The organism is Dietzia aurantiaca (assembly GCF_021033825.1).
In the GTDB taxonomy this organism is placed as follows: Bacteria; Actinomycetota; Actinomycetes; order Mycobacteriales; family Mycobacteriaceae; genus Dietzia; species Dietzia aurantiaca.
Map to the genome: position 1 here is coordinate 439,562 of NZ_JAIFXZ010000002.1, position 23,935 is coordinate 463,496.

Genomic DNA, 23,935 nt, shown 5'->3' on the forward strand with positions numbered 1-23,935 from the left:
ATGCTCCCACCGTACGCAGACCACGACAGGCCGGGGCCCTCGCCCCGCCGGTCGCGGGCACTACTGATCCGGGTCGATCTGTCCACGCAATCTGCGCATCGCTTCTGTCGAGAGCATCCGGTCCCCCGCCCGGGCGGCCAGATGCTCGGCGGCAAGATCAGCGTGACTCGGTTGGTGACGCGAAGACGGCGGACGTACGCCGTTGGCCCTGGCGATCCCGGCGAGTCGCTCTGCTTCCGCGACAGCCGTGTCGGCACGTGTTTCCACGGATTCCACCAGCTCTCGAAGCGCTACGGCCCGTTCGACGACCTCGGCCCACGCCCCGTCGATCAACGCACCCATACCGGTGAGTGTGGTGAAGCCGTCTCCGGCCGGTGGCACCCCGGCCGACGCCGCGGCCTCGCGAAGACGGCACAAATCGCCGGAAAGTCCGATGACCTCACTCTCCGCATCGAACTGGAGGCGGATCTCCTCCACGGAGCGACCGCCGCGTACGAAAGCCGCCGACAGCCGGTCATACAGACCCCCGACCTCCATGAGCATCGCGGTGTACATCTCCGGGATCCTCCGACGATCCGAACGGATCTGAGGCAGCGACGGCAGCGATTGAACGACGGTCTGCATCCGTTGCGGAAGAACCACCCGCCCCATCTCGCGTTGCCCGAATGCGGCGGCGACGGTTCCGAGTTCCCCCAGGGTGCGAGGCACCAGCGGCACCGGTGCCATGGTCGGAGTCGACGCCAACGCATCGAACAGACGCCCTCGGTAGTCGGTGTCCAGGTGGACACCTCTCCTGCGGTCTGCCCGGATGTCCTTGATGCGGAACGCGAAGACCCCGGCGCCCCTGGTGAAGCCCGCACGTAAGACCATGTATTTACGATCGAGGTCAGCCAATCGGGTGCGAAGCGCTATCCGAAGCATCGACGGTGCCGGGGAGTCGATGATCCGCCGTAGATCATGGCGTTGCTCTTCGATGACCCTGACCTGGTGGAAGCCGCCGACCGTGGGGAACGCGAGGTTGCGGTGCATCCGGGCGCGAACCACTTCAGCTATCCGTGGTTCCACCAGGCCACATGCCACCAGTAGAGCGGCGCGGTCCGACAGTTCGGAAATCGGGGGGTCGCCCTCCCCGTGACACATCCTGTCGACGTCGGAGACGATCCGATCCCGTGCCGTGCGCGCCGTGCTCTCGCGTTCCATGCACCCTCCTCGCCCGGTACCCACAATGGCATCTCGATGTCACGGGATACCACAACGGATATAACGAAGGGCGAGTCACGCCTGTTCCCTTCCATCCCGGGAATCGGCACCATCACATCACCTCCGGCTTCCTCTGTCAGACGACGACCCATCTGGATGACGCTCGGCGCGGAGATGAAGCCCCCGGCGAACAGAGCCCGCCCCTGTGGGAAACCGCTCGCCTGCTGGATCAGATCGTCTCCGACGAAACCGAACACCTCGGCCAGCTCCGTCAGGTCTCGCGGCGAGTTGATCCGCATGAGACCCAGGTTGTCGCACTGGGACAGCACGTTGGGGTGGATCTTGCCCGGACGCTGGGTCGACAACAGGAGCCAGAGGCCGAACTTCCGTCCCTCCGCGGCGATCTGGATCAGCTGCCGGGTCAGGGCACGCTCGACGTCGGTCTCGGGCGCTGGTGAACACACGTTGTGCGCCTCGTCGATCACGATGAGGAGCGGTCGCCGCTCCTCCCGTCGCTCCCACAAGTGCTCCAGGACCGCCAATGCCGCGACCTTCGACTCCGAGGGGTGGGGAAACCCGCCCAGGTCCATCACCGTCGCTCGCGGACGCCGGTCGATCTCGTCGACGACGGAACCGGAACCGCGTGACCACAGGCTCCACTCGAGCACCTCGAGGTTCTCCATCCGATACGACAGCCGCACCTCACCGGGCTCGGACGACGTCCGCAGCCGGTCGACCACCGTGTCCTCGTCGAACGCGTCGCGGCGCACGTCTGCACGCAACAGGACGTTGCACTCCTCTGCATCGGCGATCGGATCGAGCTGGAGCAGCGCCGCCTTGGATGACGACGACAGGTCGAGGTAGCGGACCCTCAGCGGCTCCCCCACGCCCGCGGATGAGCGGAAGACCCTGATATCGCGATCCGTCAATCGGGAGGCGTCAGCAGGGTCTGCGTCCACCCTCGGTTCGGACAGCCGGACGTAGTCGGCGTTGGGGTCGAAGATCACCATGGGCAGGTCCGTCTCGAGCAACAACTGCTCGAGCACGACGCCCAGCGAGTAGGTTTTTCCGCTACCACTCTGACCACACCAGAAGGTGTGGCGGTTGAAGCGTCTCGCATCCAGCACCGCGTCAGCCCCGGGCTCACCGGCAACCGTGCCGATCGTCAGTTTCGTGGTCATCGGAATCTCCTCGTCACCCGTGGTTTCCCGCTCTGTTCCCGGGGCCGTCACCGATCAGTGCTGCTACCGAATTCCGACGTGACCGCAGAGACAACCCAGGGGCGCCGGAGCACAGTGATCGGCGCCCCGCGTCCCGGTTGCATCACTTCCGGGTGCCGACCAGGTTCTGCACGGAGGCGGCCAACACGGCGAACTCGTCCTGCTTCCGGGCTATGTACTCGAGAGCCCGGACGCCGGTGGCGAGCACCTCGGAGGTGAAGTCGTCCACCTCGTGGAACTCCTCCGACACGTTTCCCGCGAGGCCGCCCTCCAGGGCCATCCGTCCCACGAGGTCGAGCCGGCTGCTGCCGGAGCCCTCGCCGAAGTCCATGTCCGCGAGATCCACCCAGACGATGTTGGGGCGGGTCGTCGACTCGAAGACATAGCGTCTGTTGGTCAGATCGAGCACGACCTGCCAGATCGTCTGTGAGGCATCCGGCTTACCCGGCTCCGGGGTACGGAAAGGCTGGGCCGCGTTGCGGATGATGCTGAACATCGCCGCGATCGCGTCGAGCTGGGTCTCGGGCTGTACTTGGTTCTCGACGTAGAACGACGCCCGCGCGAAACGGTCGCTCGCCAACGTCGAGCCGGGGAGCGGTGCATCTCCCCCGAGTCCCCGGATCTGCTTTACAAGTTCAAGCTGCTTGTCGAACGTCGGGGAATTGGTCATGACCTTGTAGTCACGACTGTGGTAGATGGTGGGCGTGCCGTCGACGTATTCGATGATGGCGGAGTCGCCGGACGCGTCGTTGATCGCCAGATGCAGCGTGGGGACGAGGTGCCCCGTGGGGTCGAAGAGCTGGGCGATTCCGACCTCGGTGGACCGGGTCCACTCCACAGCCTCTGCGACCGTCGCGAAGTTGTCCAGGTAGTACTGCAGCCAGACCGACTGGCTGAGCTGCGTTGATGTCGGCTCGGGCTTTCCGTAGTCGGACTCCGCCAGCCACAGGATGTGACCCGCGAACCCTGCTTCGTTCATCCCGTCGGTGGCGATCAGATCGAATGCCGTCGCGACGATGCTGCCGTACCGGGCCTTCCACACGAGGCCCCCGGAGACTCCGTCCGCGCGCTCGACACCCCTCGGGAATTTCCACAGGTTTGTCAGCAGGTCCATGTGGAAATCCATATTCCTGCCGACGATGACCGCCCCGTTGGCATCTGGCCATAAAACTCGCGTGCACATGTAAGAGGCACGTCCTTTCTCATGGATCTTGTCTGAAATACTGTGCGCGTGCGGGTCAGGATGCCCCTGGTGCGGCTTCGGTTTCCCGATGGTTCCAGCTGAGCTGGGGTAGCGCGATAGCCGAGGCGGAGAAGAAGCAGATTGCACCGATGAAGGTGCCCCAATTGGCCACCGTCGCGTTCTCGAGCGAGCCGTTCGAGAGGACGAACGCACCTACGGCGGAGACGCCGAAGGCGATACATCCGGCCATGTTGATGTGCGCGGACCACCACCCGGACTGGCCCGGTTCCCACAGGGTGGACCGCTCGCGATAGTAGGCGACGTAAACGAACGCGGCGCTGATAAGGAAGGCGACGGAACCGCCGGCGTCCGGATTCCACACCAGTCGCTCATCGGCCTGCACGGTCTGTGCACTCAGAGCCGCGCTGGTGCTCACATTGAACAGGATCGTGCCGACGCTCTGGATGGCTGCGGCCAGCCAGACTGCCCGGAACATCCTCCCCGGCCCGTAGTCGACCTCGGTCGTGGCCGCCCCGCTGAGGATCGTCTGCATGAGTCCTGCGGCGGTGAAGAACCACGCTCCGATGAAGCAGAGCATGTTGGTCAGGTTCGACGAGCCGAGATCCCAGATCGCCACCGCCGCGCCCACCGCGAACAACGTTGATCCGATCATGAAGGACCAGGACTGCTTGGTCAGCGTGGGAACCAGGATCGGGAGCGCTCGGCCGGTGGCAGAGCCAGCTCGGGAACGGGTCATGGAGATGTCCACCATCCAGCGGGTCAGAAGAGTGCAGGGGGTCGGAGACGGACGTCCGCCCGGGCCGGAAACCTCCGGCCCGGGCGGTTCATCCGCTGAGGGCGCGTCCGTCGCGCCCAGGCCGGGCGCGACGGGCTCGGCCCCGGCTCACGTCAGTGCGTGAAGTTGGTTCGGGGACGCTCGCGTGGGATCGGCGCATCGAGGTTCTCCAGGAAATCGACCTCTTCCTTGATGGCGTCGAGCAGCAGGCCTGCGAGGTCCCGGCTCAGGCCGAGGCGGACGACGATGCGCTGGACGACCATGTCGGAGAGGTTGTCGGGCATCGGGTAAGCGGGCACCTGCCACCCGCGCATCCGCAGACGATCGGCGAGGTCGTACAGGTCCCAGTTTCGGTCACCCGGGTTGAGCTTCCACGCGAAGACGGGGATCGTGTCACCTCGACTGACGAGGGTGAACTGACCCATCTTCCCGATCTCGGAGGACAGGTAGGTCGCGACGTCGATCGATCCCTGCTGGACCGCCCGGTAGCCCTCACGGCCCAGACGCAGGAACTGGTAGTACTGCAGGAGCACCTGCGCACCCGGACGCGAGAAGTTCAGTGCCAGGGTGGGCATGTCGCCACCCAGGTAGCTCACGTGGAAGATCAGGCTCTCCGGGCAGACGGCCTTGTTCCGCCACACAACCCAGCCAACGCCAGGGTAGACCAGACCGTACTTGTGGCCCGAGGTGCTGATCGAATTGACGCGGTCGATCTTGAAGTCCCACTCCAGTTCCGGCTGGCAGAACGGGGCGACCATCGCTCCCGACGCACCATCGACGTGGATCTTCACATCGAGACCGGTCGAGGCCTGGATCTCGTCCAGCTTTGCGGCGATCTCCTTCACCGGCTCGTAAAGACCGGTGTAGGTCTGGCCGAGGATGGCGACCACACCGATGGTGTTCTCGTCGACGTACTTCTCCAGTTCGAAGCCGTCGAGCACGAGGTGCTCCTCGGTGACCGGCACGTAGCGGGCCTCGACGTCCCAGTAGTTGCAGAACTTCTCCCAGACGACCTGGACGCCGGCCGACAGGATGAGGTTGGGCTTCTCGGTGGACTTACCCTCTGCCTTGCGCTTCTCCTGCCACAGGCGCTTGAGCGCGAGCCCGCCCAGCATGCAGGCCTCGGAGGACCCGACAGTCGATGTTCCGATGGTGTCCTCGGTGTCCGGGACGTTCCACAGGTCGGCGAGAATTCTCCAGCAACGATCCTCGATGGCCGCCGTGGCCGGGTACTCGTCTTTGTCGATCATGTTCTTGTCGGCGGTCTCGGCATAGATCTTCTGCGCGTTCTCATCCATCCAGGTGGAGACGAACGTCGCGAGATTCAATCGCGAGTTCCCGTCGAGCATGGCCTCATCGTGGACGATCTGATAGGCCGTCTCACCGGCCATCATGTCCTCGGGCATCTTGAACTTGGGCAGGGAAGTCGCCTCACCCGGACGTGCGAACACCGGGTTGATCTCCAGCTGCGTATCGGCTGACTGCGAAGCGGCGTCGCGGTACGTCTCTGACACGTGGGTCCTCACTTCTCTCGGCTATCGGATAGCAGGGCGGACGACGTGAACGGATGGTCGGTCGCTTTCCGGCAAACCTCAATGACCCTCCGGCCCTCTTGCCTCCCAGCTGGCCTAACGGTACCCCAGAAATATAAGCCATCCCTGATGAACGCACAGACGTATCGATACCTGCGAACTTGGGCGCCGCTCACACCTCCGCTGGCCGACCACGCCACCTCGAGATCCTGTGGCGCGGATCGGGTTCCATCTGCACCCGGGACGCATCGGTCACTTGGGCTCTACGGATCTCTGCAGCACGACTATCCCTCAATTGAGGCTCTACGGTCTCGCATCCGCTCGGCGGGTGGGTCTAAATTCAGGGTCGTGCGGGGTCGGTCGTTGAGCTCCTGGGCTACGTGCTCGAGATCCTCAGGGCCGAATATGCCGAGGTCGGTTCAACCGCCACGGCAGCTCCGCGACGATCCATCGCTCGAGCCCGCAACAAGTGGTACCCGCACCACTCGGTTGTGGACCTCGAGTCATCCCCTCTGAGTGGCGTACTCACAGCCCGGCAGCCATCCCGGCCCGATACACCGACGACGAACTGGCACCGACCGCGCGAGCAACATCCATCGATTCCATTCCCGACGCCAAAGCAGCCCTGATCGCGGCACGCCCATCACCAGTCGAATGACGCTACGCCGCCGCCAGCCAAGTGCGCGAATGCGCCGACGGACACTCCCAATAAGAGCCCCCAACACCCACAACGCAACATCTCAAATACACTCAGGTGTTGCAACGTCCCCAGAATTCGCCTCACGCGCAGGAATGACAAAAAACCCTGGCGGGATAGATCCCACCAGGGCTTTAGTGTCGGGCTGACAGGATTTGAACCTGCGACCCCTTGACCCCCAGTCAAGTGCGCTACCAAGCTGCGCCACAGCCCGTCTCCCGCGGCTCTCACCGCGGCGACTGGAACAGAGTATCGCACCCCCGGTCGCAACTGGAAATCGGGGTCACTTCCGCTGTCGGCGCTCCTTGACCCGCACGTTGACGCGCACCGGGGAGCCGTCGAACCCGAAGGTCTCCCGCAGCCGTCGCTCGAGGAATCGGCGGTAATTCGCCTCGAGGAACCCGGTTGAGAAGAACACGAACGTGGGCGGCCGGGTGGTCGCCTGGGTGCAGAACCTGATCCTGGGCAGACGCCCACCTCGCATCGGGGGTGGCGTGGCCGCCACGACCTCGTTCATCCACGTGTTGAGCGGTCCGGTCGGGATCCGCTTGTCCCACGACTCCAGGGCCGTCTCCATAGCGGGGACCAACTTGGCCAGTGACCGTCCCGTCTGGGCCGAGATGTTGACGCGATGCGCCCACGTCAGAACCTTGGACAACTCGCGGTCGATCTCCCGGTCGAGGTCGTAACGCCGGTCCTCGTCGACGAGATCCCACTTGTTGAACGCGATCACCAGTGCGCGCCCGGCGTCGGCGACCATCGAGATCACCCGCAGGTCCTGCTCGGTGATCGGCTCGGAGGCGTCGAGGAGCAACACGACCACCTCGGCCGCCTCGATCGCGCCGCGGGTCCGCAGAGACGCGTAGTACTCGTGCCCGTAGGCCTGATTGACTTTTCGGCGCAGGCCCGCGGTATCCACGAATCGCCAGGTCCGGCCACCGAGGTCGACCAGCGAATCCACCGGGTCCACCGTGGTGCCGGCGACGTTGTCGACCACTGAGCGGTCCTCGCCGGTGAGCTTGTTGAGAAGACTGGACTTGCCCACGTTGGGCTTGCCCACCAGTGCGACGCGTCGGGGGACGTCGGTCACCTCCCGCATCGTCGCCTTGGACGGCAACCGGCTCATGATCGCGTCCAGGAGGTCGCCCGTGCCCCGTCCGTGCGCGGCCGAGAGCGAATACGGCTGGTCCAGGCCCAGCGCCCAGAACTCGGCGGACTCGAGCTCCGCCTTCTCACTGTCGACTTTGTTCACCGCGAGGATCACGGGGGTGTCGGACCGGCGCAGCGACTTGGCGACGGTCTCGTCCCCGGAGGTGATCCCCACGGTGCCGTCGCAGACCAGCACGATGAGGTCGGCGGTCCCCATCGCGATCTCCGCCTGCTGGGCGATCGACCGGTGCATGCCCTTGGCGTCCTGCTCCCAGCCGCCGGTGTCCTGCACCATGAACGCCCGGCCGTTCCACAGCGCCTCATAGGACACACGGTCCCGCGTCACGCCGGGGACGTCCTCGACGACCGCCTCACGCCGCCCGATGATCCGGTTCACCAGCGTGGACTTTCCGACGTTGGGCCGGCCGACGATCGCGACGGTCGGCAGGATCTCGACGCCTTCGGCCTCCGTCCCGATCTGGTCCGCGTACTCGGCCGCGATCGACTCCCAGTCGGTCTCGTCGCTCCAGCCGTCTTCGATGGTCTCCTCGCTCGGGCCGGTGGGCAGGTCGAAATCCTCGGTGCCGGTCACTGTGCGTTCCCTTCTACGGTGGCGCCCTGCGACGCCTCGGTTCCCTCGGCGAGCGCGACCAGGCGGTCGAGCACCTCCTCGAGGGTGAGGTCTGAGGTGTCGATCACCACGGCGTCGGCCGCCGGCCGGAGCGGGCTCGCCGCGCGCGTGGAGTCCTTGCGGTCGCGCTCGATGACCGCGGCGAGCACCTCGTCGTACTCGGCCGCGCGCCCCGCGGCCCGGTCCTGATCGGTACGCCGCCGGGCCCGCACCTCGGGGCTCGCGGTGAGGTACACCTTCACCTCCGCGTCGGGCAGGACCACCGTCCCGATGTCCCGGCCCTCGAGGACCACGGTGCCGCCGCCGGCCGCTAGACGGCGCTGCAACCTCACGAGATTCTCCCGCACCTGCGCGACGGCGGACACCGCGGAGACGTTCGCGGTGACGGGGGCGGTCCGGATCTCCTCGCTCACGTCCTCGGAGGCCAGCAGGATCCGCTCGGCCCCGGCGTCGGTACCGATCTCCAGCGGGAGATCCGCGGTGGCGGCGCTCACCGCCTCGCCGTCCTCCGGGTCGATCCCCTCACGGAGCACGTGCAGGGTCGCCACCCGGTACATCGCGCCGGTGTCGAGATAGGCACCACCGACGCGCCCGGCGAGTGTGCGTGCGAGCGTGGACTTGCCCGTTCCGGCGGGCCCGTCGATCGCGATCCGGCGGCTCGGACGTGACGCGCTCACAGCCCCACCGCCGCGTACAGGTCGGAGACCTCTTTACGGTTGAGCTTGCGGAAGCTCCCCGCGCGCTGGTCACCGAGCGCCACCGCGCCGAACCGGGTCCGCACCAGCGCCTCGACCGGGTGCCCCACTTCGGCGAGGATCCGGCGGACGATGTGCTTTCGCCCCTCGTGCAGAACCACCTTGACGAGCGATTTGCCGTCGTGGACGTCGAGGAGTGAGAACTGGTCGACCTTCGCCGGGCCGTCCTCCAGCTCGACACCGTCACGCAGCTGTTTACCCACGCCCCTGCCCACGACCCCGGTCACGGTCGCCATGTAGGTCTTGGACACCTCGTACGACGGGTGCATGAGCCGGTGTGCCAGCTCTCCGTCGTTGGTGACCAGGAGCAGGCCCTCGGTGTCGGCGTCGAGCCGACCCACGTGGAACAGTCGCTGTCCCGCGTCGATGCGGTCCGCGACCAGGTCGCCCACGCAGGGCCGTCCCCGCTCGTCGGACATGGTGGTGTGGTAGCCGCGCGGCTTGTTCAGGGCGAGGTGCACCAGAGTGTCGTCGAGGACGATCCTCGTGCCGTCCACGCGGATCACCGCGGTCGCGGGATCGACCTTGATGCCCATCTCGCGGACGACACGGCCGTTGACCTCGACCCTTCCCCTCGCGATGAGGTCCTCGGAGGCGCGCCTGGAGGCCACACCTGCCTGCGCGAGGATCTTCTGGAGCCGGACCGGTGCGCCTTCTCGGCCAGCGGATTCAGTCATGGGGATGTCACATCTCTTCGTGGTCGGGTTCGGTTTCGGGTGCGGGCGCCGACGTCCGGCGCCGCCCCACGGGGATCCGCGGATCCTCCGCGGGATCGTCACTCATCTCATCGACCAGGTCGACGTCCGGCAGCAACGGGGCGATGTCCGGAAGCTCATCGAGCGACGCGAGGCCCAATCTTTCCAGAAATAGCTCTGTGGTCCTATACAGGATGCCCCCGGTGTCGGCGTCAGTGCCGCATTCCACGGCCAATCCGCGCGCGACGAGCGTCCGCATCACGCCGTCGACGTTGACGCCGCGCACCGCCGCGATGCGCAAACGGGTGACCGGCTGGCGGTAGGCGATCACCGCGAGGGTCTCGAGCGCTGCACGGGTGAGCGTGGACCGCGTGCCGTCGGTCAGAAGCCGCTCTACATACGGGGCGAGCTCGCGACGGGTGTAGAGGCGCCACCCCTCCCCCGTGCGCCGCAGATCCATCCCGCTGCCCGTCGCCGTCAGTTCATCCCGCCAGGCCCGCAGGGCGGCGTCCACCTCACCGACCGACGCGCTCGCGGCCGAAGCGAGTGCCGACTCCGGCGTGGGCTGGTCCACCACCAGCAGCAGCGCCTCCAGTCGAGCACGAAGGGGCGGAGCATCGGGATCCGGGTCCGCCGCCAGGCCCGTGTCCGTGCCGGGGGCTCCGGCGTTGTCGTAGTCACTCACGTCCACTCGTCCCTTCCCCTCGTCACCTCGTCGGCCTCCTCTCCCGTCCAACTCACCAGGAGGTCGCCCAGCGCCTCGTCCTGCGCGAGCGCGACCGCGCGCGCCCGGTACAACTCCAACAGCGCCAGAAAGCGTGCGACGACGACGAGGGATTCCTCACACCCGGAGACGAGTTCACGGAAGTCCACCCACTCCCCGCGTCCCCGGAATCGCAACAGTTCCAGGACCCGGCCGGCCTGCTCCGGCACCGACACGACGGGCGCATGGACGTGCGCCACACCCACCTCGTCGACCGGGCGCGGCCGGAATGCCACCGCGGCGATGGTAGCGAGCTGGGTGGCATCCACCCCCAGCTCGACCTCGGGCAGCAGGCCCAGGAACTCCTCGTCCGGGCCCGCGGTCCGTGGGTACGCCCGGCGCGCGGTGCGATCGAGTTCGGCGAACAGCTCGGCGACCCGCCGGAACGCCCGGAACTGCAGCAGCCGGGCGAACAACAGATCACGGGCCTGCAGCAGGGCCAGGTCCTCCGGGTCCTGGACCTCACCCGAGGGCACCAGACGCGCGGTCTTGAGATCGAGCAGCGTAGCGGCCACCACGAGGAACTCGGTGACCTCCTCGAGTCCGGCCTCCGCCCCCAGATGCCGCGTGTGGGCGATGAACTCGTCGGTTACGGCGTGGAGCGCCACCTCGGTCACGTCGAGGCGGCGGGAGTCGATCAGTTTGAGGAGCAGGTCGAACGGACCCGTGAAGTTGGTCAGGTGAACGGTGAAAGCGCGGGCGACCGCCTCTTCCGGAGCGACCGCCTCCTCGACCGTCGGTGTCCCCTCCCCCTGAGGGGCCTGCACATCGGACACCGGGCCGCTCATCTACCGCGCTGGATGACCTCGCGGGCCAGCGCCCGGTACGCCTGGGCGCCGCCCGAACGCGGCGCCCACGTCGTGATGGGCTCGCCGGCCACGGTCGTCTCCGGGAACCGGACGGTCCGGGTGACCAGGGTGTCGAAGACCTTGTCGCCGAACACCTCGACCACCCGACCCAGCACATCGCGCGCGTGGACGGTGCGGCGGTCGAACATGGTGATGAGGATGCCCATCAGGTGCAGGCGCGGGTTGATCCGATCGCGCACCTTGTCGATCGTGTCGGTGAGTAGTGCCAGACCTCGGAGCGAGAAGTACTCGCACTCCATGGGGATGAGCACGCCGTCGGAGCAGGCCAGCGCGTTGACCGTGAGCAGGCCGAGCGAGGGCTGGCAGTCGACCAGCACATAGTCGTAGCGGTCCAGCACCGGGTACAGCGCCCGGCCCAGGGCCTGTTCGCGCCCGACCTCGTTGACCAGCTGGATCTCTGCCGCCGACAGGTCGATGTTGGCCGGGATGAGGTCCACGCCCTCGACCCGAGTGCGCACCAGCACCTCCTCCGTGGAGACGCTGTGGTCGACCAGCAGGTTGTAGACGGTCAACTCGAGTTCGTGATGCCGGATCCCCAGCCCCGCGGAGAGCGCGCCCTGCGGGTCCAGGTCCACCACGAGCACCCGACGCCCGTACTCGGCGAGCGCGGCGGCGAGATTGATGGTGCTGGTGGTCTTGCCGACGCCGCCCTTCTGGTTGCACATCGACAGGACGATCGCCGGGCCGTGCGTGGTGAGCGGTTCGGGGTCGGGGATCGCGGAGAACCCCTCACCTGCTGCCGGGTCGTCGGCTCCCAACAGTTCCGCGCGGGAGAACAGTGCGGGGTCCATCGCCCCAGTGTTCTGCGCCACCCGCGTCTCCTCTCGTCGCCCTCACCCGCACCCGGGCCGTATCCCCGGCCACGTTACCGTGCCCGCGGGTGACACTCGGCCCAGACCTCGCGCAGTGTGTCGACGGTGACGAGCGTGTACACCTGGGTCGTGGTGACCGACGAGTGTCCCAGGAGCTCCTGGACCACCCGGATGTCCGCGCCGCCGTCGAGAAGATGGGTGGCGAACGAGTGCCGGAAGGAGTGCGGCGAGACATCGGGTGCCAGGCCGGCGCGTCGCGCCGCTGCGGACACGACGTTCCACAGTGTCTGCCGGGAGAGCCGCCCGCCGCGGGCGTTGAGGAACAGGGCGGGTCCGCCTTTCACCGCCAGCGCGGGCCTGGCCCGCACGAGGTAGGCGTTCACCGCCTCGCACGCCGGCCGCCCCAGGGGCACGATGCGTTCTTTACCGCCCTTTCCTCGCAGGATCACCGCGCCGCCCTCGGGCCGGTCGAGTCCGTCGAGGTCATCGACGTCCAGCCCGATCAGCTCGGCGGCGCGCGCCCCGGAGGCGTAGAGCAACTCGAGCATGCCGCGGTCACGCAGGCGGGCGGGCTCGGTATCGGTCTCCGTCCCGCCGGCGGACTCGATCATCGCGATCATCCGGTCCACCGGTACGGCCTTGGGAAGCCTGCGGGGCGGGCTGGGGGGCGTGACCGCCGCAGCCGCGTCGACGGGGGTCGCCCCGTCCCGTGTCGAGAAACGGTGCAGGCCCCTCACCGCCGCCAGTGCTCGCGCGACCGAGCTGGGCGCGAGTGCTCGACGGCCGGCCTCGGGGTCGGCGGTGGACAGGGCGGCGCGGAAGTCCTCGACGTGGGCCACGCTCACCGCCCCGAGGTCCGTCACCCCCGCCGCGTCGAGGTGTCGCCGGTACCGGTCGAGGTCGCGCCGATAGGCGGCGAGGGTGTGGGTCGAGGCCCCCCGTTCGACGACGAGGTGATCCAGATACCCGCGGATCTGCGACTCCACGGTCACCGTCTCGACCATGCTCGTGACGGGCCGTCAGGCCCGGTCGAGCAGCGTCCGGGCCGCGAGGATGCCCGCCACGGCGATGCCGTTGACGATCCGACCGTCCAGGACCGCGTCGACGGCGTCTGCCAACGGCATGCGCGCGACCTCCATGTCCGCCTCCTCGTGCCGGGCCTCCGGCCGGCCGACGTCACGTAGGCCGGTGGCCAGGTAAAGGTGGACACGTTCGGTGCTGAAGCCCGGGGACGGGACGATCTCCACGACCGGCCGCCAGTCGTCGGCCTCGACCCCGGCCTCCTCGACGAGTTCGCGCCGCGCGGTCTCCAACGGCGGCTCGCCCTCGACATCGCACAGGCCTGCGGGCAGCTCCCACAGACGCTCCCCCACGGCGTGCCGGTACTGGCGGACCAGGACGATCCGCCCCTCGGAGTCCACCGCGACCACGGCCGCCGCGTCGTCATGGCCACAGATCTCCCGGTCCGCGGTGCCCCCGCCCGGCATGGTCAGGGTGTCGACGCGCAAGCGGACGACGCGGCCGTCGAAGATCTCGCGACTCGCCACCGTCCGGTAGTCATGCGAACCGGGAGTACCTGGATCCGACATGGCTCAGCCCTCGTCGCCCGCCGCGGCGGTCTCGCCCTGCTGTCCCTCGCGCCACGGTTCGACGGGCAGGCGCATCTCGTTCTCGTAGTCCAACGCAGCCTTGATGAACGCCGCGAACAGCGGGTGCGGACGGGTGGGCCGGGACTTGTACTCCGGGTGTGCCTGCGTGGCCACGAAGAACGGATGCTGGTCGCGCGGATACTCGACGAACTCGACCAGGTGGCCGTCCGGGGAGGTGCCGGAGAACTGCAGACCCGACTCGGAGACCTTGTCGCGGTAGGCGTTGTTGACCTCGAAGCGGTGACGATGACGCTCGGAGATCTCCGTGGCACCGTAGGCCTCCGCCACGAGGGAGCCCTTGCCGAGAACGGCCGGGTAGGCGCCCAGGCGCATCGTGCCGCCCAGGTCCGCGTTGCCGGACACCGCGTCGACCTGATCGGCCATCGTCGAGATCACCGGGTGCTGGGTGTCCGGCTCGAACTCGGTGGACGAGGCGCCCTCGAGCCCGACCGAGCGGGCGGCCTCGATGACCGAGCACTGCAGGCCCAGGCACAGCCCGAGCAACGGGATCCGGTTCTTGCGCGACCAGGAGATGGCGCCGAGCTTGCCCTCGATGCCGCGGATACCGAACCCGCCGGGGATCAGCATGCCGTCGACGCCCCGCAGGGCCTCCCGCGCGCCCGCCTCGGTCGCGCAGACGTCAGACTCCACCCACCGGATGTTGACCCGGGCGTGGTGGGCGAAGCCACCCGCACGCAGGGCCTCGGTGACCGAGAGGTAGGCGTCCGGCAGGTCGATGTACTTGCCGACCAGAGCGATCTCGACCTCTTCGCGCGGCTCGTGCACGCGCGTGAGCAGGTCGCCCCAGACGGTCCAGTCCACGTCGCGGAACGGCAGGTTGAGCTTGCGGATCACGTGGGTGTCCAGGTGCTCGGAGAACAGCACCTTGGGGATGTCGTAGATGCTCGGCGCGTCGGGGGTGGAGACCACGCCCTCCAGGTCGACGTCGCACATGAGCGCGATCTTGGCCTTGAGCGCGTCGGGGACGTCACGATCGCATCGCAGCACCAGTCCGTCCGGCACGATGCCGATCGAGCGCAGGGCTGCCACGGAGTGCTGGGTGGGCTTGGTCTTGAGCTCACCGGACGGCGCGAGGTACGGCACCAGGGAGACGTGGAGGAAGAAGATGTTCTCGCGACCGACCGAGTGGCGCACCTGACGGCATGCCTCGAGGAACGGCTGCGACTCGATGTCACCGACGGTCCCACCGACCTCGGTGATCACCACGTCCGGGGTCCGGCCCTCGGCGTCGGGGGCGCCCATCGCGATGATGCGCTCCTTGATGGCATCCGTGATGTGCGGGATCACCTGCACGGTGTCGCCGAGATACTCGCCGCGACGCTCCTTGGCGATGACCGCCGAGTAGACCTGACCGGTGGTCACGTTGGCATTGGCGCTCAGATCCCGATCGAGGAACCGCTCGTAGTGACCGAGGTCGAGGTCCGCCTCTGCGCCGTCCTCGGTGACGAACACCTCACCATGCTGAAAAGGGTTCATCGTGCCGGGATCGACATTGATGTACGGGTCGAGCTTCTGCATGGTCACCCGGAGCCCGCGGGCGGTGAGCAACTGCCCCAGACTCGAGGCGGTGAGCCCCTTGCCCAGCGACGACGCCACGCCACCTGTGACGAAAATGTGCTTGGTCGCGGTCCGCGATCCGGCTCGGTTCAGTGCCAAGGGGACTCCCGTGTCAAGACTCCGGAATGGATGAAAGCTGGTGCGGCTCCGGTGCACCCCACGGGGCTTCAGGCTATCACCGAGTCTGCGCCGGGGGGAGCGACGGCGCCGCAGCGGTCGCATCGTGGCGCAGGCCATAATCACCCTGCCCGCGCTCGAGCTGTTCCGCCAGCGCCAGGACCGTCGCCAGGCGTCCGGCCGCGGTGCCCGCGTTGTCCACGGTCGACGCGTCCTCCTGCCCCGAGGACCGGAGTACCAGGACGGCGTCCTGACCCGCCCCGGCACCGATCGCGCTCGCCACGACCACGCCTGCGCCCTCGCTGTCGAGCGTCCGGGCCAGGGAGGCGGACCGCACAGCAGCCGCCTCGTCGACCCCGGGCCCTGTCACGAGCACGGCGAGCTGCCCGGGACGGATGGTCCCCGGCTCGTAGGCGATCATCTCCGCGTCTGCCAACGTGGTGAGCACGGTCGCCCGGTCCTCGTCGTCGAGGTGCGGCTCGGCGTCCTCCCCGCGCAGGAGACCGGCCCGCCCGAGAGCTGTACCCAGTTGGGCTCCCATGTCGGCGTCCCCGGCGGGTGAGTCCCCGATGGGGAGATTGGCCACGAGGGCCGCCAGCTCCGAGTCGGCCTCCGGGTCGACAGCCCGGTCCGTCAGTCGGATCCGACCGGCATCTATCCCGCCCGCCAGGGAGATCGCCTCGGTGACCGCGTCGACGTCCTCGGCCGAAGCGCCGGGGGCCACCACGACGAGCACGGGCCGGTCCACGAGTCGACCGTCGACCACTGCGGGGGTGAGATCGCCGGCCAGGGCGCCGAGTCGATCGTTCGCCAGTCGGCTCTGGCCCAGTTCCCGCTGGGCGGCCTCGAGTTGCCCGGCGGTCGTCTCCTCCCTGTCGACCACCGCGTCCCGGATGGACGTCGCCACGGACGTCGATCCGAGTACCACCCCCACCGCGAGCGCGAGAAAGACCGCCACCAGGGTGAGAACGTGGCGACGCAGGGAGATCACCGGATGAGCCCCTGGACCCACAGCGCGAAGGAGTTCCAGCTCTCGACAGCCCAGACCAGCAGGTCCTGCGCGGAATCACGCATGAGCACCACCACCGCCACGGCGACGAGAGCGGCCAGCACGACCAGCGCCAGGCCGATCCCGGCACCACGCGAGCGGTAGAGGGTCGCGCAGGCCTCGGCATGGACCAGGCGGGACGCCACGGTGGTGTCCACCATGGTCGACGACGGGGACGACGATGCGCCGAAGGCGTTCTCGAGCCCGCGGGCCTCGCCGGTGGCGACGATCATCTCGGCCCCGCCGTGGTAGGCGAGCAGCAGCGCCATGTCGCGGGCGGTCGCCGCGGCGGGAAAAGTCGTCGCACCGATCCCCAGCTCGGAAATGCGCTCCAGGCCCTCCGCGCGACCGTCTCGGTCCGCGGGCACCACCAGGGCGGCGCCGTCGGTGAAGACCTCGTCGGAGACCGCGGTGGGGGTGGCGACGACGAGATCGGCGGTCAGCTTCGCTGCGCGCAGCAACTCGGCGCCGCCGTCAACACCCACCAGGACGGGCCGGTACTCGCGGATGAACGGCTTGAGGTCCGCCAACTGCTCCTTTGAGGCCTCCGAGCCGGTCACCACCACCACGTGACGATCGACGAAGTCCACGTCGATCTCCGGCAGTCCCTCCCCGTCCAGGAGGAGCTGGTGCTCGATGCTCAGGAACTCGGTGGAATTGGCCAGGTGCGCCAGCGCGGATTCTACGTAGGAGCTCTCTGCCGCGTCGACCTCGGCGAGCAGGTCGACCGAACCCGCCTCGCGCCCGGTGGCCAGTTCCTCGTCGGTCTTGACCGAGTAGACCACGCCCTCGTCGATGCGGACACGGGTGCCGTCCGCCACCCCGGACAGGTCCGCGTCCTCGATCACCGGCACCGTGGATCCGGCGAGGATGCGGAATGCCGCGCGCGGCAACATCTCCTCGCCCGGGCGAGCGACGTGGACGACCGCGGCCACCTCGGCGTCGACCAGCGCCCGGGCGGTCGCAGCGGACGTGCGGTTGAGGTCCAGCACGACGACGTCCTTGCCACCGAGCCTCTTCGGAGCCGGTGCCCCCGCGGGGACCTGGCGGACAGCGCCGACGACACCGGCGAGATCATTGGAACGACGGTTGAGCAGACCCGACATCTTCATGTGCACGAGTATCACGCGTGTGATTCCTGTGAACAGGGAGGTCGCCCCGGCGTGTCGGCTTAACGGTCGACCAGAGCTTGAGACTTCTGGTTCTGGGCGGTCTCGAGCAGCTCCCGGGCGTGGGCGAGCCCGGTGTCCGTGTCCTCCATGCCGGCCAACATCCGTGCCAGCTCGGTGACCCGGTCGGTATCGGCGACCGCACGGACGCCCGAGACCACGGTGTCGCCCGCGTCGGCATCGGAGTCCTTGTGCACGACCAGGTGGGTGTCCGCGTAGGCGGCCACCTGTGCGAGGTGCGTGACCGCGATGACCTGATGGGTTCGGGCGAGCCTGGCCAGACGCTTTCCGATACTCAGCGCCGCTCGTCCGCCGACCCCCGCGTCGACCTCGTCGAACACCAGGGTCCCTCCCCCGGAGCGCTCGGCGAGCACCACCTCGAGGGCGAGCATGACGCGAGAGAGTTCGCCTCCGGAGGCCCCCTTACCCAACGGCACCGCGCCCGAGGGGCCGTCCAGCTCGAGGACGACGTCGTCGAGACCGGACTCGGTCGCGCCTTCCAGGCCGTCCCCCGAAGGGGTGACCCGGACCGTGAGCCGCGCCCCGCCCATCGACAGGTCTGCCAGTTCGGCGGAGACGCGGTCCGCGAGGTCCGCGCCCGCTGCACGCCGCACGTCCGTCAGCGCTGCACCCCGGTCGGCCAGCTCGGCGGCCAGCCGTGCGACGGTGGCTTCGAGTTCGGCGACCGCGGAGTCCGAGGTGTCGACCTCGGTCAACCGGACCCTGGCCTTCTCGGCCCAGTCGATCACGTCGTCGACATCGGTGCCGTACTTGCGGGTCAATGCCCGCAGATCGTGCCGGCGCTCGAGTGCCGAGTCGAGATCCGCCGCATCGACCGGCAGTTCCGCCAGGTAGAGGCCGAGTTCGGTGGCAGCGTCGCCGAGGGCTGCGACGGCCTGGCCGATGCTGGTGGCGATGGGATCCAGCGCCGGGTCGTCAGCTCCTGACAACCGTTGCCGGAGCTGATCGAGGACCCCGACCATCGGCTCCGCGGTCTCGCCGTCGCCGGCGAGGGCTTCGTGTGCCCGGCCGGCGATCTCGCGCAATTCCTCGGAATCGGTGAGCCGACGGATGAGCGCGTCGAGTTCAGCGCCCTCGCCTGACTGCGGGGCCAACGCGTCGATCTCCTCGAGCCCCATCCGCAACAGATCCGCCTCGCGAGCGAGCTCGCGGGCTCTGCCCGTGCGTTCCGCCAGCGACGCCCCGGCCCTGCGCCAGCGGCGGAAGGTCTCGCGATAGGCCTCGAGAGCAGCCCTGGCCGCGTCCCCGCCATGGGTGTCGACGGCATCACGTTGATGATCCGCCCGCAGCAGGCGAAGCTGGTCATTCTGTCCGTGCACCGCCAGCAGCGGGGCACAGAAGCGTCCCAGGGTCCCGGCGGGAACCGAGCGGCCCCCGAGCCGGGCGCGCGAGCGACCGTCAGCACCTACGCGCCGCACGGCGATGACGCTGCCGTCCTCATCGAACTCGGCATCCGAGTCCTCGAGCAGTCCATCGAGTTCCCGCCGATCGGACTCGTCCATCGTGGAAGCCGCCGTGAGATCGAACCGGCCTTCAACGAGCGCCTTGTCCGCACCACGGCGTACGCGGCCGGGGTCGGCGCGGCCGCCGGCCAGCAGCCTCAGCCCCGTGACCACCATCGTCTTTCCCGCCCCGGTCTCACCGGTGAGAACCGACAGGCCGGGCGAGAAGTCGGCGACAGCCTCGTCGATGACGCCGAGGCCGCTGATCCGGAGTTCCGTGAGCACGCACCCACCCTAGGCGAGGGGACGGACACCTGACCGCCCGCGCCACCCTGTGACGGGGAGCTCGAACTTCGTCACCAGCCGGTCGGTGAACGGTGAGTCATCCAATCGGACCCACTTGACCGGCCGCCGACCTCGGATTACCTCGACCCGGCTACCCGCCGGCGCGTCGATCGTCCGGCGCCCGTCGAGCACCACCGCCGATGAACCGGACCGCACGCCGGTCTCCACCGCGACCCGCGAGGTGGGAGCGACCACCATCGGGCGGGCGAACAGCGCGTGGGCGTTGTTCGGGACGACGAGGATCGCGTCGAGTTCGGGCCACACGATGGGACCGCCGGCGGAGAACGCGTACGCGGTGGAGCCGGTCGGCGTGGAGACGAGCATGCCGTCGCATCCGTAATCGCTCACCGGCCGGCCGTCGATCTCCACCGATGCCTCGAGCACCCCCTGACGGGAGGTCTTCTCGATGCTGACCTCGTTGAGCGCCCAGTCCCGGCCGAGTACCTCGTCGCCGTGGATGACGGTCGCCTCCACGGTCATCCGCTCGACCACCCGGTAGTCGCGGGCGGCGATCTGTTCGACCACACCGCTGAGGGATTCGACCTCTGACTCAGCGAGGAAGCCGATGTGCCCGAGGTTCACCCCGAGCACCGGCACGTCTGCCGCGTTGGCGTACTGGCAGGCCCGGAGGAAGGTCCCGTCACCCCCGAGCACCAGGACGAGCTCACATCCGTCCGCGGCGTCCGGCGTATCCGGAACCGTCTCCACGGCGATACCGGTGGCCACATGAGCACTGGTGTCCTCCAGCATCCGCACGGCGATCCCGTGTCCCGCACACGCCTGGACGACCTGCGCCACGGTCGCCACGATGTCCGGGCGGCCGAAGTTGGGTTCGAGCAGGATCCGACGACCCCGGCCTGACGGCGCCGATGTGCTCACCTGGGCCCCTCCTCTACAGCCTGACGGATCGCGGCCACCGCGGAGTCACCACATTCCACGGTCCGTCCGGCGTCGACCTTACGCAAGTGCAGGAAGTACTCGACATTGCCCGACGGGCCGGGCAATGGGCTCGCAACGCAGTCCATCGCCTCGAGCCCGTTCTCCGCAGCGACTCTGGCGACCTCGGTCACCGCCTCGATCCGCAGCGCCGGGTCACGGACGACTCCGCCCTGTCCGACTCTGTCGCGCCCTACCTCGAACTGGGGTTTGACCATGGGCAGCAGGGCTCCTTCCGGGCGCGCGCAGCGGGCCAGCGCCGGCAGGACCAGCGCCAGAGAGATGAACGAGAGATCCGAGACCACAAGGTCGACCTGTCCCCCGATGTCCTCGGGGGTGAGTGATCGCACGTTGGTCTTGTCGTGGACACCGACGCGGTCGTCGCTCCTCAGTCTCCACACCAATTGGCCGTACCCGACGTCCACGGCCTCGACACGACCGGCCCCGCGAGTGAGCAGCACGTCGGTGAACCCACCGGTCGACGCGCCCGCATCCAGGCAGCGGGCCCCGTCGACGACGACGTCGAAGGCGTCCAGGGCGCCGAGCAGTTTGTGGGCGCCGCGCGAGGCCCAGTCGGGTTCGTCGGAGGCGGTCAGCGCGATGGACGTGGTGGGCTCCACCTGGGTCGCCGGCTTGCTGGCCGCCACACCGTTGACGATCACCCGGCCGGCAGCGATCAGATCTCGTGCCCGTTCCCGGCTGTCGCACATCTTTCGGCGGACCAACTCGGCGTCGAGTCGCATACGGCGTGCTGCCATCAGCGCTGGGAGTCCAGTGCCGAGAGCGCGTCGGACAGCAACTCGTGAGCCGCATCGAGCGCCGCCACCTGGTCGTCTCGAACGGTGCCGATCTCCTCACCACCGCCCTGGTCGACCAGCCCCACGGACTCGGCGAGGAGGTCGTCGAACGCCACGCGGAGCGCGTCGATGTCGGACCCCGAGGGCGCGGGTCGAGGGTGCGGTGCGGGAGTGCTCACGACTCCACGCTAGCCGACGACGAAACCCGCATCCGTGAGCCGGGACGTGATGCCCGGGGTATCGCCGTCCACGCGGTCGACATCCTGCGCCCAGGCCATCCGGATCACGGACCGGGCGAGCGGCACATCCCCGAGGTGATCGGGCACCGAGTCCACATGGAGGACCCCATCACGAGCGGACGCGGCGATCTCGGCTGCGGAGGCGATCAGGAAGTCCTCGCCCTCCACGTTCACCGCGGTCAGGTCCCGGGCGAGATGGGTAGCCCGACGAACCGGCGGCGCCGCCAGCAGGTCCGCGGCACCGTGGACGCCGGTCAGGACCATCAGTGACGGCATACCCGCTGCGACGGCACCTTCGATATCGGTGTCGAGACGGTCACCGATGACAAGCGGACGCGTCGAGCCGGCGAGGTCGGCGGCGGCGCGGAGTACCCCGGCCGCGGGCTTACCCGCCACCAGAGGCGTGCGATCGGTCGCCGTCTCCATCGCTGCGACGAGAGAACCGTTGCCCGGTAACAGTCCCCGTTCGGTCGGCAGGGTCGCATCGGTATTGGAGGCCACCCACGGCACGCCCGTGCGGATCGCGAGGCAGCCTTCGGCGAGCTCACCCCAGGTCAGTTCCCTGGACAGTCCCTGAAGAACGGCGTCGGGATTGTCATCCGCCGACAGGACCACCTCGAAACCCGCTTGCCGCACGAGGTCCCGGAAGCTGTCGTGGCCCACGACGAGCACCTTGGAGCCTGCGGGAACCTGACCCGCGACCATGACCACCGCGGCCTGCGCGCTGGTCATGACCTCGTCGGCCGCGGCCGCGAAGCCGAGGTCCCGCAGGTGAGCAGCGGTATCCGCCGGGGCGCGGCTCGCGTTGTTCGTCACGTAGACGACGGGAAGGCCGGACTGCTCTAGACCTTCCGCCACGCCCGGAATGGGCTCACTCCCCCGGAACAGGGTGCCGTCGAGGTCGACGAGAAGAGCATCGTGGAGTCTGGACAGGCTGGACGTACTCACCGCCGAATCAGTCCCCCAGCTCTGCGAGTCGCGCTTCGGCGTCGGTGTTCTGCTCCGGGTCCGCCGCCACCGCGTGCCCGAACCACTCCGCGGCCTCGGACGTGCGACCCGCTGCGAGCAGTACCTCGGCGTAGGCGTAGTCGAGACGCGCGGCCGACTCACCCTGCGCCTCCGCCGACACCCCGGCGTCCTGGAGCGTTACCAGAGCCGCATCGAGCTGCTCCATGTCCACGCGGGCCCCGGCCTCCACGATGCGAAGCTCCACGAGATCCTCGCCCTCGAGCATGCGCGACTCCTCACCGCGGGCGATCTCGATAGCCCGCTGAGGTCGCTCGAGACCACGTTCGCAGTCCGCCATCATGGCCAGCAGTCCGGGGCCGCCCGAGATTCGTCGAGCGGCACGCAGTTCCCCGAGGGCCTCAGCCCACTCCGCCGCGCGGTACGCCAGTACGCCCAGCGTCTCCCGTACGACGCCGATGCGGCCCGCGCGGTTCTTGGCAGCTCGACCGTGGGCCAGAGCCAATGTGGGGTCCTCATCGACGAAGAACATCGCCGCGACGAGATGCTTCGCCACGATCTCGGCGTTGGCCTTGTCCAGGCTTCGGAGGTCCCGTCGGATCTCCATGTCCAGGTCCGCGGCCTCGATGTCCTCGGGCAGCGCAGGCTCGTCAGCTCGGGCCGCGGCACGTGCATCCTGCCCGGGACGCCCCGCCCCGGGGCGATCCGAACCATATCGGCGATCAGAACCCTCGCGCCGATCTCCGGCGTGCCGACGGTCGCCCTCGGAGCGGACGCTTCCACTCCGCGAGCCGCCCCGGTGGTCGTTCGGCCGAGAGGCACGACGGGGACCGCCCCCGTCTCGACGAGGACTGTCTTCCCGGCGGGCGCCCGCGGGACGATGATCGCTGCCGACCCGGCGATCATCACTGTCGCGCGAGCCGGAACGTTGACCGTCCGACGGCCGGCCGCGACGCGCTCCGCCTTCGCCGGCGTCGGTGCCGCGGTTGGTGCCGTCGTACCGATTGCCGCGACGTTCACCGTAGGAGCTGTTGTCCCGTCGGCCGGAGGTCCCGGCCCGGTAACCACGACGAGGTACGTCGCGGTCACCGCGGCGGGGCGACTGGTCTGCGCTGTCTGACCGGGGTTCGTTCACGTCGTTCACCTTACGTCCGCCGGGGTGCCGGCTCGGGTTCGGGTTTACAGATAGACATTCATGACAAATAGGAACAGCGGGAGGGACGTGGTGTCCCTCCCGCTGTCTATCAAATTGTGTTCGGCGGTGACCTACTCTCCCACACCCTCGCGAGTGCAGTACCATCGGCGCTGGCAGGCTTAGCTTCCGGG

The 23,935-nt window shown here is 68.4% G+C and carries 21 protein-coding genes, 1 tRNA gene, 1 rRNA gene and 1 pseudogene; all 24 read right to left on the reverse strand.

Features of this window, described 5'->3' with window-relative positions:
• Window positions 1–60 precede the first annotated feature (60 nt).
• On the reverse strand, window positions 61–1,044 hold the full coding sequence (locus K3888_RS04650) for a hypothetical protein (RefSeq protein ID WP_230929045.1): 984 nt from the start codon (window positions 1,042–1,044) through the stop codon (window positions 61–63).
• Between the two features lie 5 nt (window positions 1,045–1,049).
• On the reverse strand, window positions 1,050–2,381 hold the full coding sequence (locus K3888_RS04655; RefSeq protein ID WP_308281882.1) for an ATP-binding protein: 1,332 nt from the start codon (window positions 2,379–2,381) through the stop codon (window positions 1,050–1,052).
• Between the two features lie 142 nt (window positions 2,382–2,523).
• Window positions 2,524–3,603 carry a linear amide C-N hydrolase gene (locus K3888_RS04660; protein WP_230929046.1) on the reverse strand — a complete coding sequence of 360 codons (1,080 nt, stop codon included), beginning with the start codon at window positions 3,601–3,603 and terminating at the stop codon, window positions 2,524–2,526.
• A gap of 55 nt (window positions 3,604–3,658) precedes the next feature.
• The gene (locus tag K3888_RS04665) at window positions 3,659–4,360 is read right to left on the reverse strand and encodes a hypothetical protein (protein WP_230929047.1); all 702 of its coding nucleotides are present in this window, start codon (window positions 4,358–4,360) and stop codon (window positions 3,659–3,661) included.
• Between the two features lie 152 nt (window positions 4,361–4,512).
• The gene (gene gad / locus K3888_RS04670; RefSeq protein WP_230929098.1) at window positions 4,513–5,865 is read right to left on the reverse strand and encodes a glutamate decarboxylase; all 1,353 of its coding nucleotides are present in this window, start codon (window positions 5,863–5,865) and stop codon (window positions 4,513–4,515) included.
• A gap of 903 nt (window positions 5,866–6,768) precedes the next feature.
• A tRNA-Pro gene (locus K3888_RS04675) sits at window positions 6,769–6,842 on the reverse strand.
• A gap of 69 nt (window positions 6,843–6,911) precedes the next feature.
• Entirely contained in the window at window positions 6,912–8,369 is a 1,458-nt protein-coding gene (gene der, locus K3888_RS04680) for a ribosome biogenesis GTPase Der (protein WP_372459527.1), read from the reverse strand.
• The gene (cmk, locus tag K3888_RS04685) at window positions 8,366–9,085 is read right to left on the reverse strand and encodes a (d)CMP kinase (RefSeq protein WP_230929048.1); all 720 of its coding nucleotides are present in this window, start codon (window positions 9,083–9,085) and stop codon (window positions 8,366–8,368) included. Before cmk ends, der begins: the two co-directional genes overlap by 4 nt.
• A pseudogene (locus tag K3888_RS04690) lies at window positions 9,082–9,819 on the reverse strand (pseudouridine synthase); the annotation flags it as partial. The gene cmk and the pseudogene K3888_RS04690, both read right to left, overlap by 4 nt.
• A gap of 28 nt (window positions 9,820–9,847) precedes the next feature.
• Entirely contained in the window at window positions 9,848–10,549 is a 702-nt protein-coding gene (scpB, locus tag K3888_RS04695; protein ID WP_372459528.1) for an SMC-Scp complex subunit ScpB, read from the reverse strand.
• A complete protein-coding gene (locus K3888_RS04700; RefSeq protein ID WP_230929049.1) occupies window positions 10,540–11,409 on the reverse strand; it encodes a segregation and condensation protein A in 870 nt (289 codons plus the stop codon). The genes scpB and K3888_RS04700 overlap by 10 nt, the downstream gene beginning before the upstream one ends.
• A complete protein-coding gene (locus K3888_RS04705; RefSeq protein ID WP_230929101.1) occupies window positions 11,406–12,281 on the reverse strand; it encodes a ParA family protein in 876 nt (291 codons plus the stop codon). Before K3888_RS04705 ends, K3888_RS04700 begins: the two co-directional genes overlap by 4 nt.
• A 74-nt stretch (window positions 12,282–12,355) precedes the next feature.
• Window positions 12,356–13,306 (reverse strand): site-specific tyrosine recombinase XerD, encoded by a 951-nt coding sequence (locus tag K3888_RS04710; RefSeq protein WP_230929050.1) that lies wholly within the window; start codon window positions 13,304–13,306, stop codon window positions 12,356–12,358.
• Between the two features lie 15 nt (window positions 13,307–13,321).
• Complete coding sequence (locus K3888_RS04715; RefSeq protein WP_230929051.1) at window positions 13,322–13,891, reverse strand: NUDIX domain-containing protein; 570 nt, start codon at window positions 13,889–13,891, stop codon at window positions 13,322–13,324.
• A gap of 3 nt (window positions 13,892–13,894) precedes the next feature.
• Window positions 13,895–15,628 carry a CTP synthase gene (pyrG, locus tag K3888_RS04720; protein ID WP_230929052.1) on the reverse strand — a complete coding sequence of 578 codons (1,734 nt, stop codon included), beginning with the start codon at window positions 15,626–15,628 and terminating at the stop codon, window positions 13,895–13,897.
• Window positions 15,629–15,704: 76 nt separating this feature from the next.
• A complete protein-coding gene (locus K3888_RS04725; protein ID WP_230929053.1) occupies window positions 15,705–16,637 on the reverse strand; it encodes a copper transporter in 933 nt (310 codons plus the stop codon).
• Window positions 16,634–17,806, reverse strand: coding sequence for a putative cytokinetic ring protein SteA (steA, locus tag K3888_RS04730; RefSeq protein WP_230929054.1), 1,173 nt, complete (start codon window positions 17,804–17,806; stop codon window positions 16,634–16,636). Before steA ends, K3888_RS04725 begins: the two co-directional genes overlap by 4 nt.
• 59 nt (window positions 17,807–17,865) lie before the next feature.
• Window positions 17,866–19,611, reverse strand: a complete 1,746-nt coding sequence (gene recN / locus K3888_RS04735) for a DNA repair protein RecN (protein ID WP_230929055.1) — start codon at window positions 19,609–19,611, stop codon at window positions 17,866–17,868.
• A gap of 9 nt (window positions 19,612–19,620) precedes the next feature.
• Complete coding sequence (locus K3888_RS04740; protein ID WP_230929056.1) at window positions 19,621–20,550, reverse strand: NAD kinase; 930 nt, start codon at window positions 20,548–20,550, stop codon at window positions 19,621–19,623.
• On the reverse strand, window positions 20,547–21,365 hold the full coding sequence (locus K3888_RS04745) for a TlyA family RNA methyltransferase (protein ID WP_230929057.1): 819 nt from the start codon (window positions 21,363–21,365) through the stop codon (window positions 20,547–20,549). The genes K3888_RS04740 and K3888_RS04745 overlap by 4 nt, the downstream gene beginning before the upstream one ends.
• Window positions 21,365–21,583: a hypothetical protein gene (locus K3888_RS04750; protein ID WP_230929058.1), complete on the reverse strand. Its 219-nt coding sequence runs from the start codon at window positions 21,581–21,583 to the stop codon at window positions 21,365–21,367. Before K3888_RS04750 ends, K3888_RS04745 begins: the two co-directional genes overlap by 1 nt.
• A gap of 9 nt (window positions 21,584–21,592) precedes the next feature.
• The gene (locus tag K3888_RS04755; RefSeq protein WP_230929059.1) at window positions 21,593–22,591 is read right to left on the reverse strand and encodes an HAD-IIA family hydrolase; all 999 of its coding nucleotides are present in this window, start codon (window positions 22,589–22,591) and stop codon (window positions 21,593–21,595) included.
• 7 nt (window positions 22,592–22,598) lie between these two features.
• Window positions 22,599–23,216, reverse strand: coding sequence for a tetratricopeptide repeat protein (locus K3888_RS17585; RefSeq protein ID WP_295647869.1), 618 nt, complete (start codon window positions 23,214–23,216; stop codon window positions 22,599–22,601).
• 646 nt (window positions 23,217–23,862) lie between these two features.
• Window positions 23,863–23,935, reverse strand: a 5S ribosomal RNA gene (gene rrf, locus K3888_RS17995); the annotation flags it as partial.

What these genes read in the sequence shown, in the direction of transcription:
- K3888_RS04710 (WP_230929050.1), bottom strand. Translation starts at nt 13,306, where the DNA reads ATGGTCGAGACGGTGACCGTGGAGTCGCAGATCCGCGGGTATCTGGAT.
- K3888_RS04660 (WP_230929046.1), bottom strand. Translation starts at nt 3,603, where the DNA reads ATGTGCACGCGAGTTTTATGGCCAGATGCCAACGGGGCGGTCATCGTC.
- K3888_RS04665 (WP_230929047.1), bottom strand. Translation starts at nt 4,360, where the DNA reads ATGACCCGTTCCCGAGCTGGCTCTGCCACCGGCCGAGCGCTCCCGATC.
- K3888_RS04745 (WP_230929057.1), bottom strand. Translation starts at nt 21,365, where the DNA reads ATGGCAGCACGCCGTATGCGACTCGACGCCGAGTTGGTCCGCCGAAAG.
- K3888_RS04655 (WP_308281882.1), bottom strand. Translation starts at nt 2,381, where the DNA reads ATGACCACGAAACTGACGATCGGCACGGTTGCCGGTGAGCCCGGGGCT.
- K3888_RS17585 (WP_295647869.1), bottom strand. Translation starts at nt 23,216, where the DNA reads ATGGAGATCCGACGGGACCTCCGAAGCCTGGACAAGGCCAACGCCGAG.
- K3888_RS04705 (WP_230929101.1), bottom strand. Translation starts at nt 12,281, where the DNA reads ATGGACCCCGCACTGTTCTCCCGCGCGGAACTGTTGGGAGCCGACGAC.
- K3888_RS04715 (WP_230929051.1), bottom strand. Translation starts at nt 13,891, where the DNA reads ATGTCGGATCCAGGTACTCCCGGTTCGCATGACTACCGGACGGTGGCG.
- steA (WP_230929054.1), bottom strand. Translation starts at nt 17,806, where the DNA reads ATGAAGATGTCGGGTCTGCTCAACCGTCGTTCCAATGATCTCGCCGGT.
- K3888_RS04700 (WP_230929049.1), bottom strand. Translation starts at nt 11,409, where the DNA reads ATGAGCGGCCCGGTGTCCGATGTGCAGGCCCCTCAGGGGGAGGGGACA.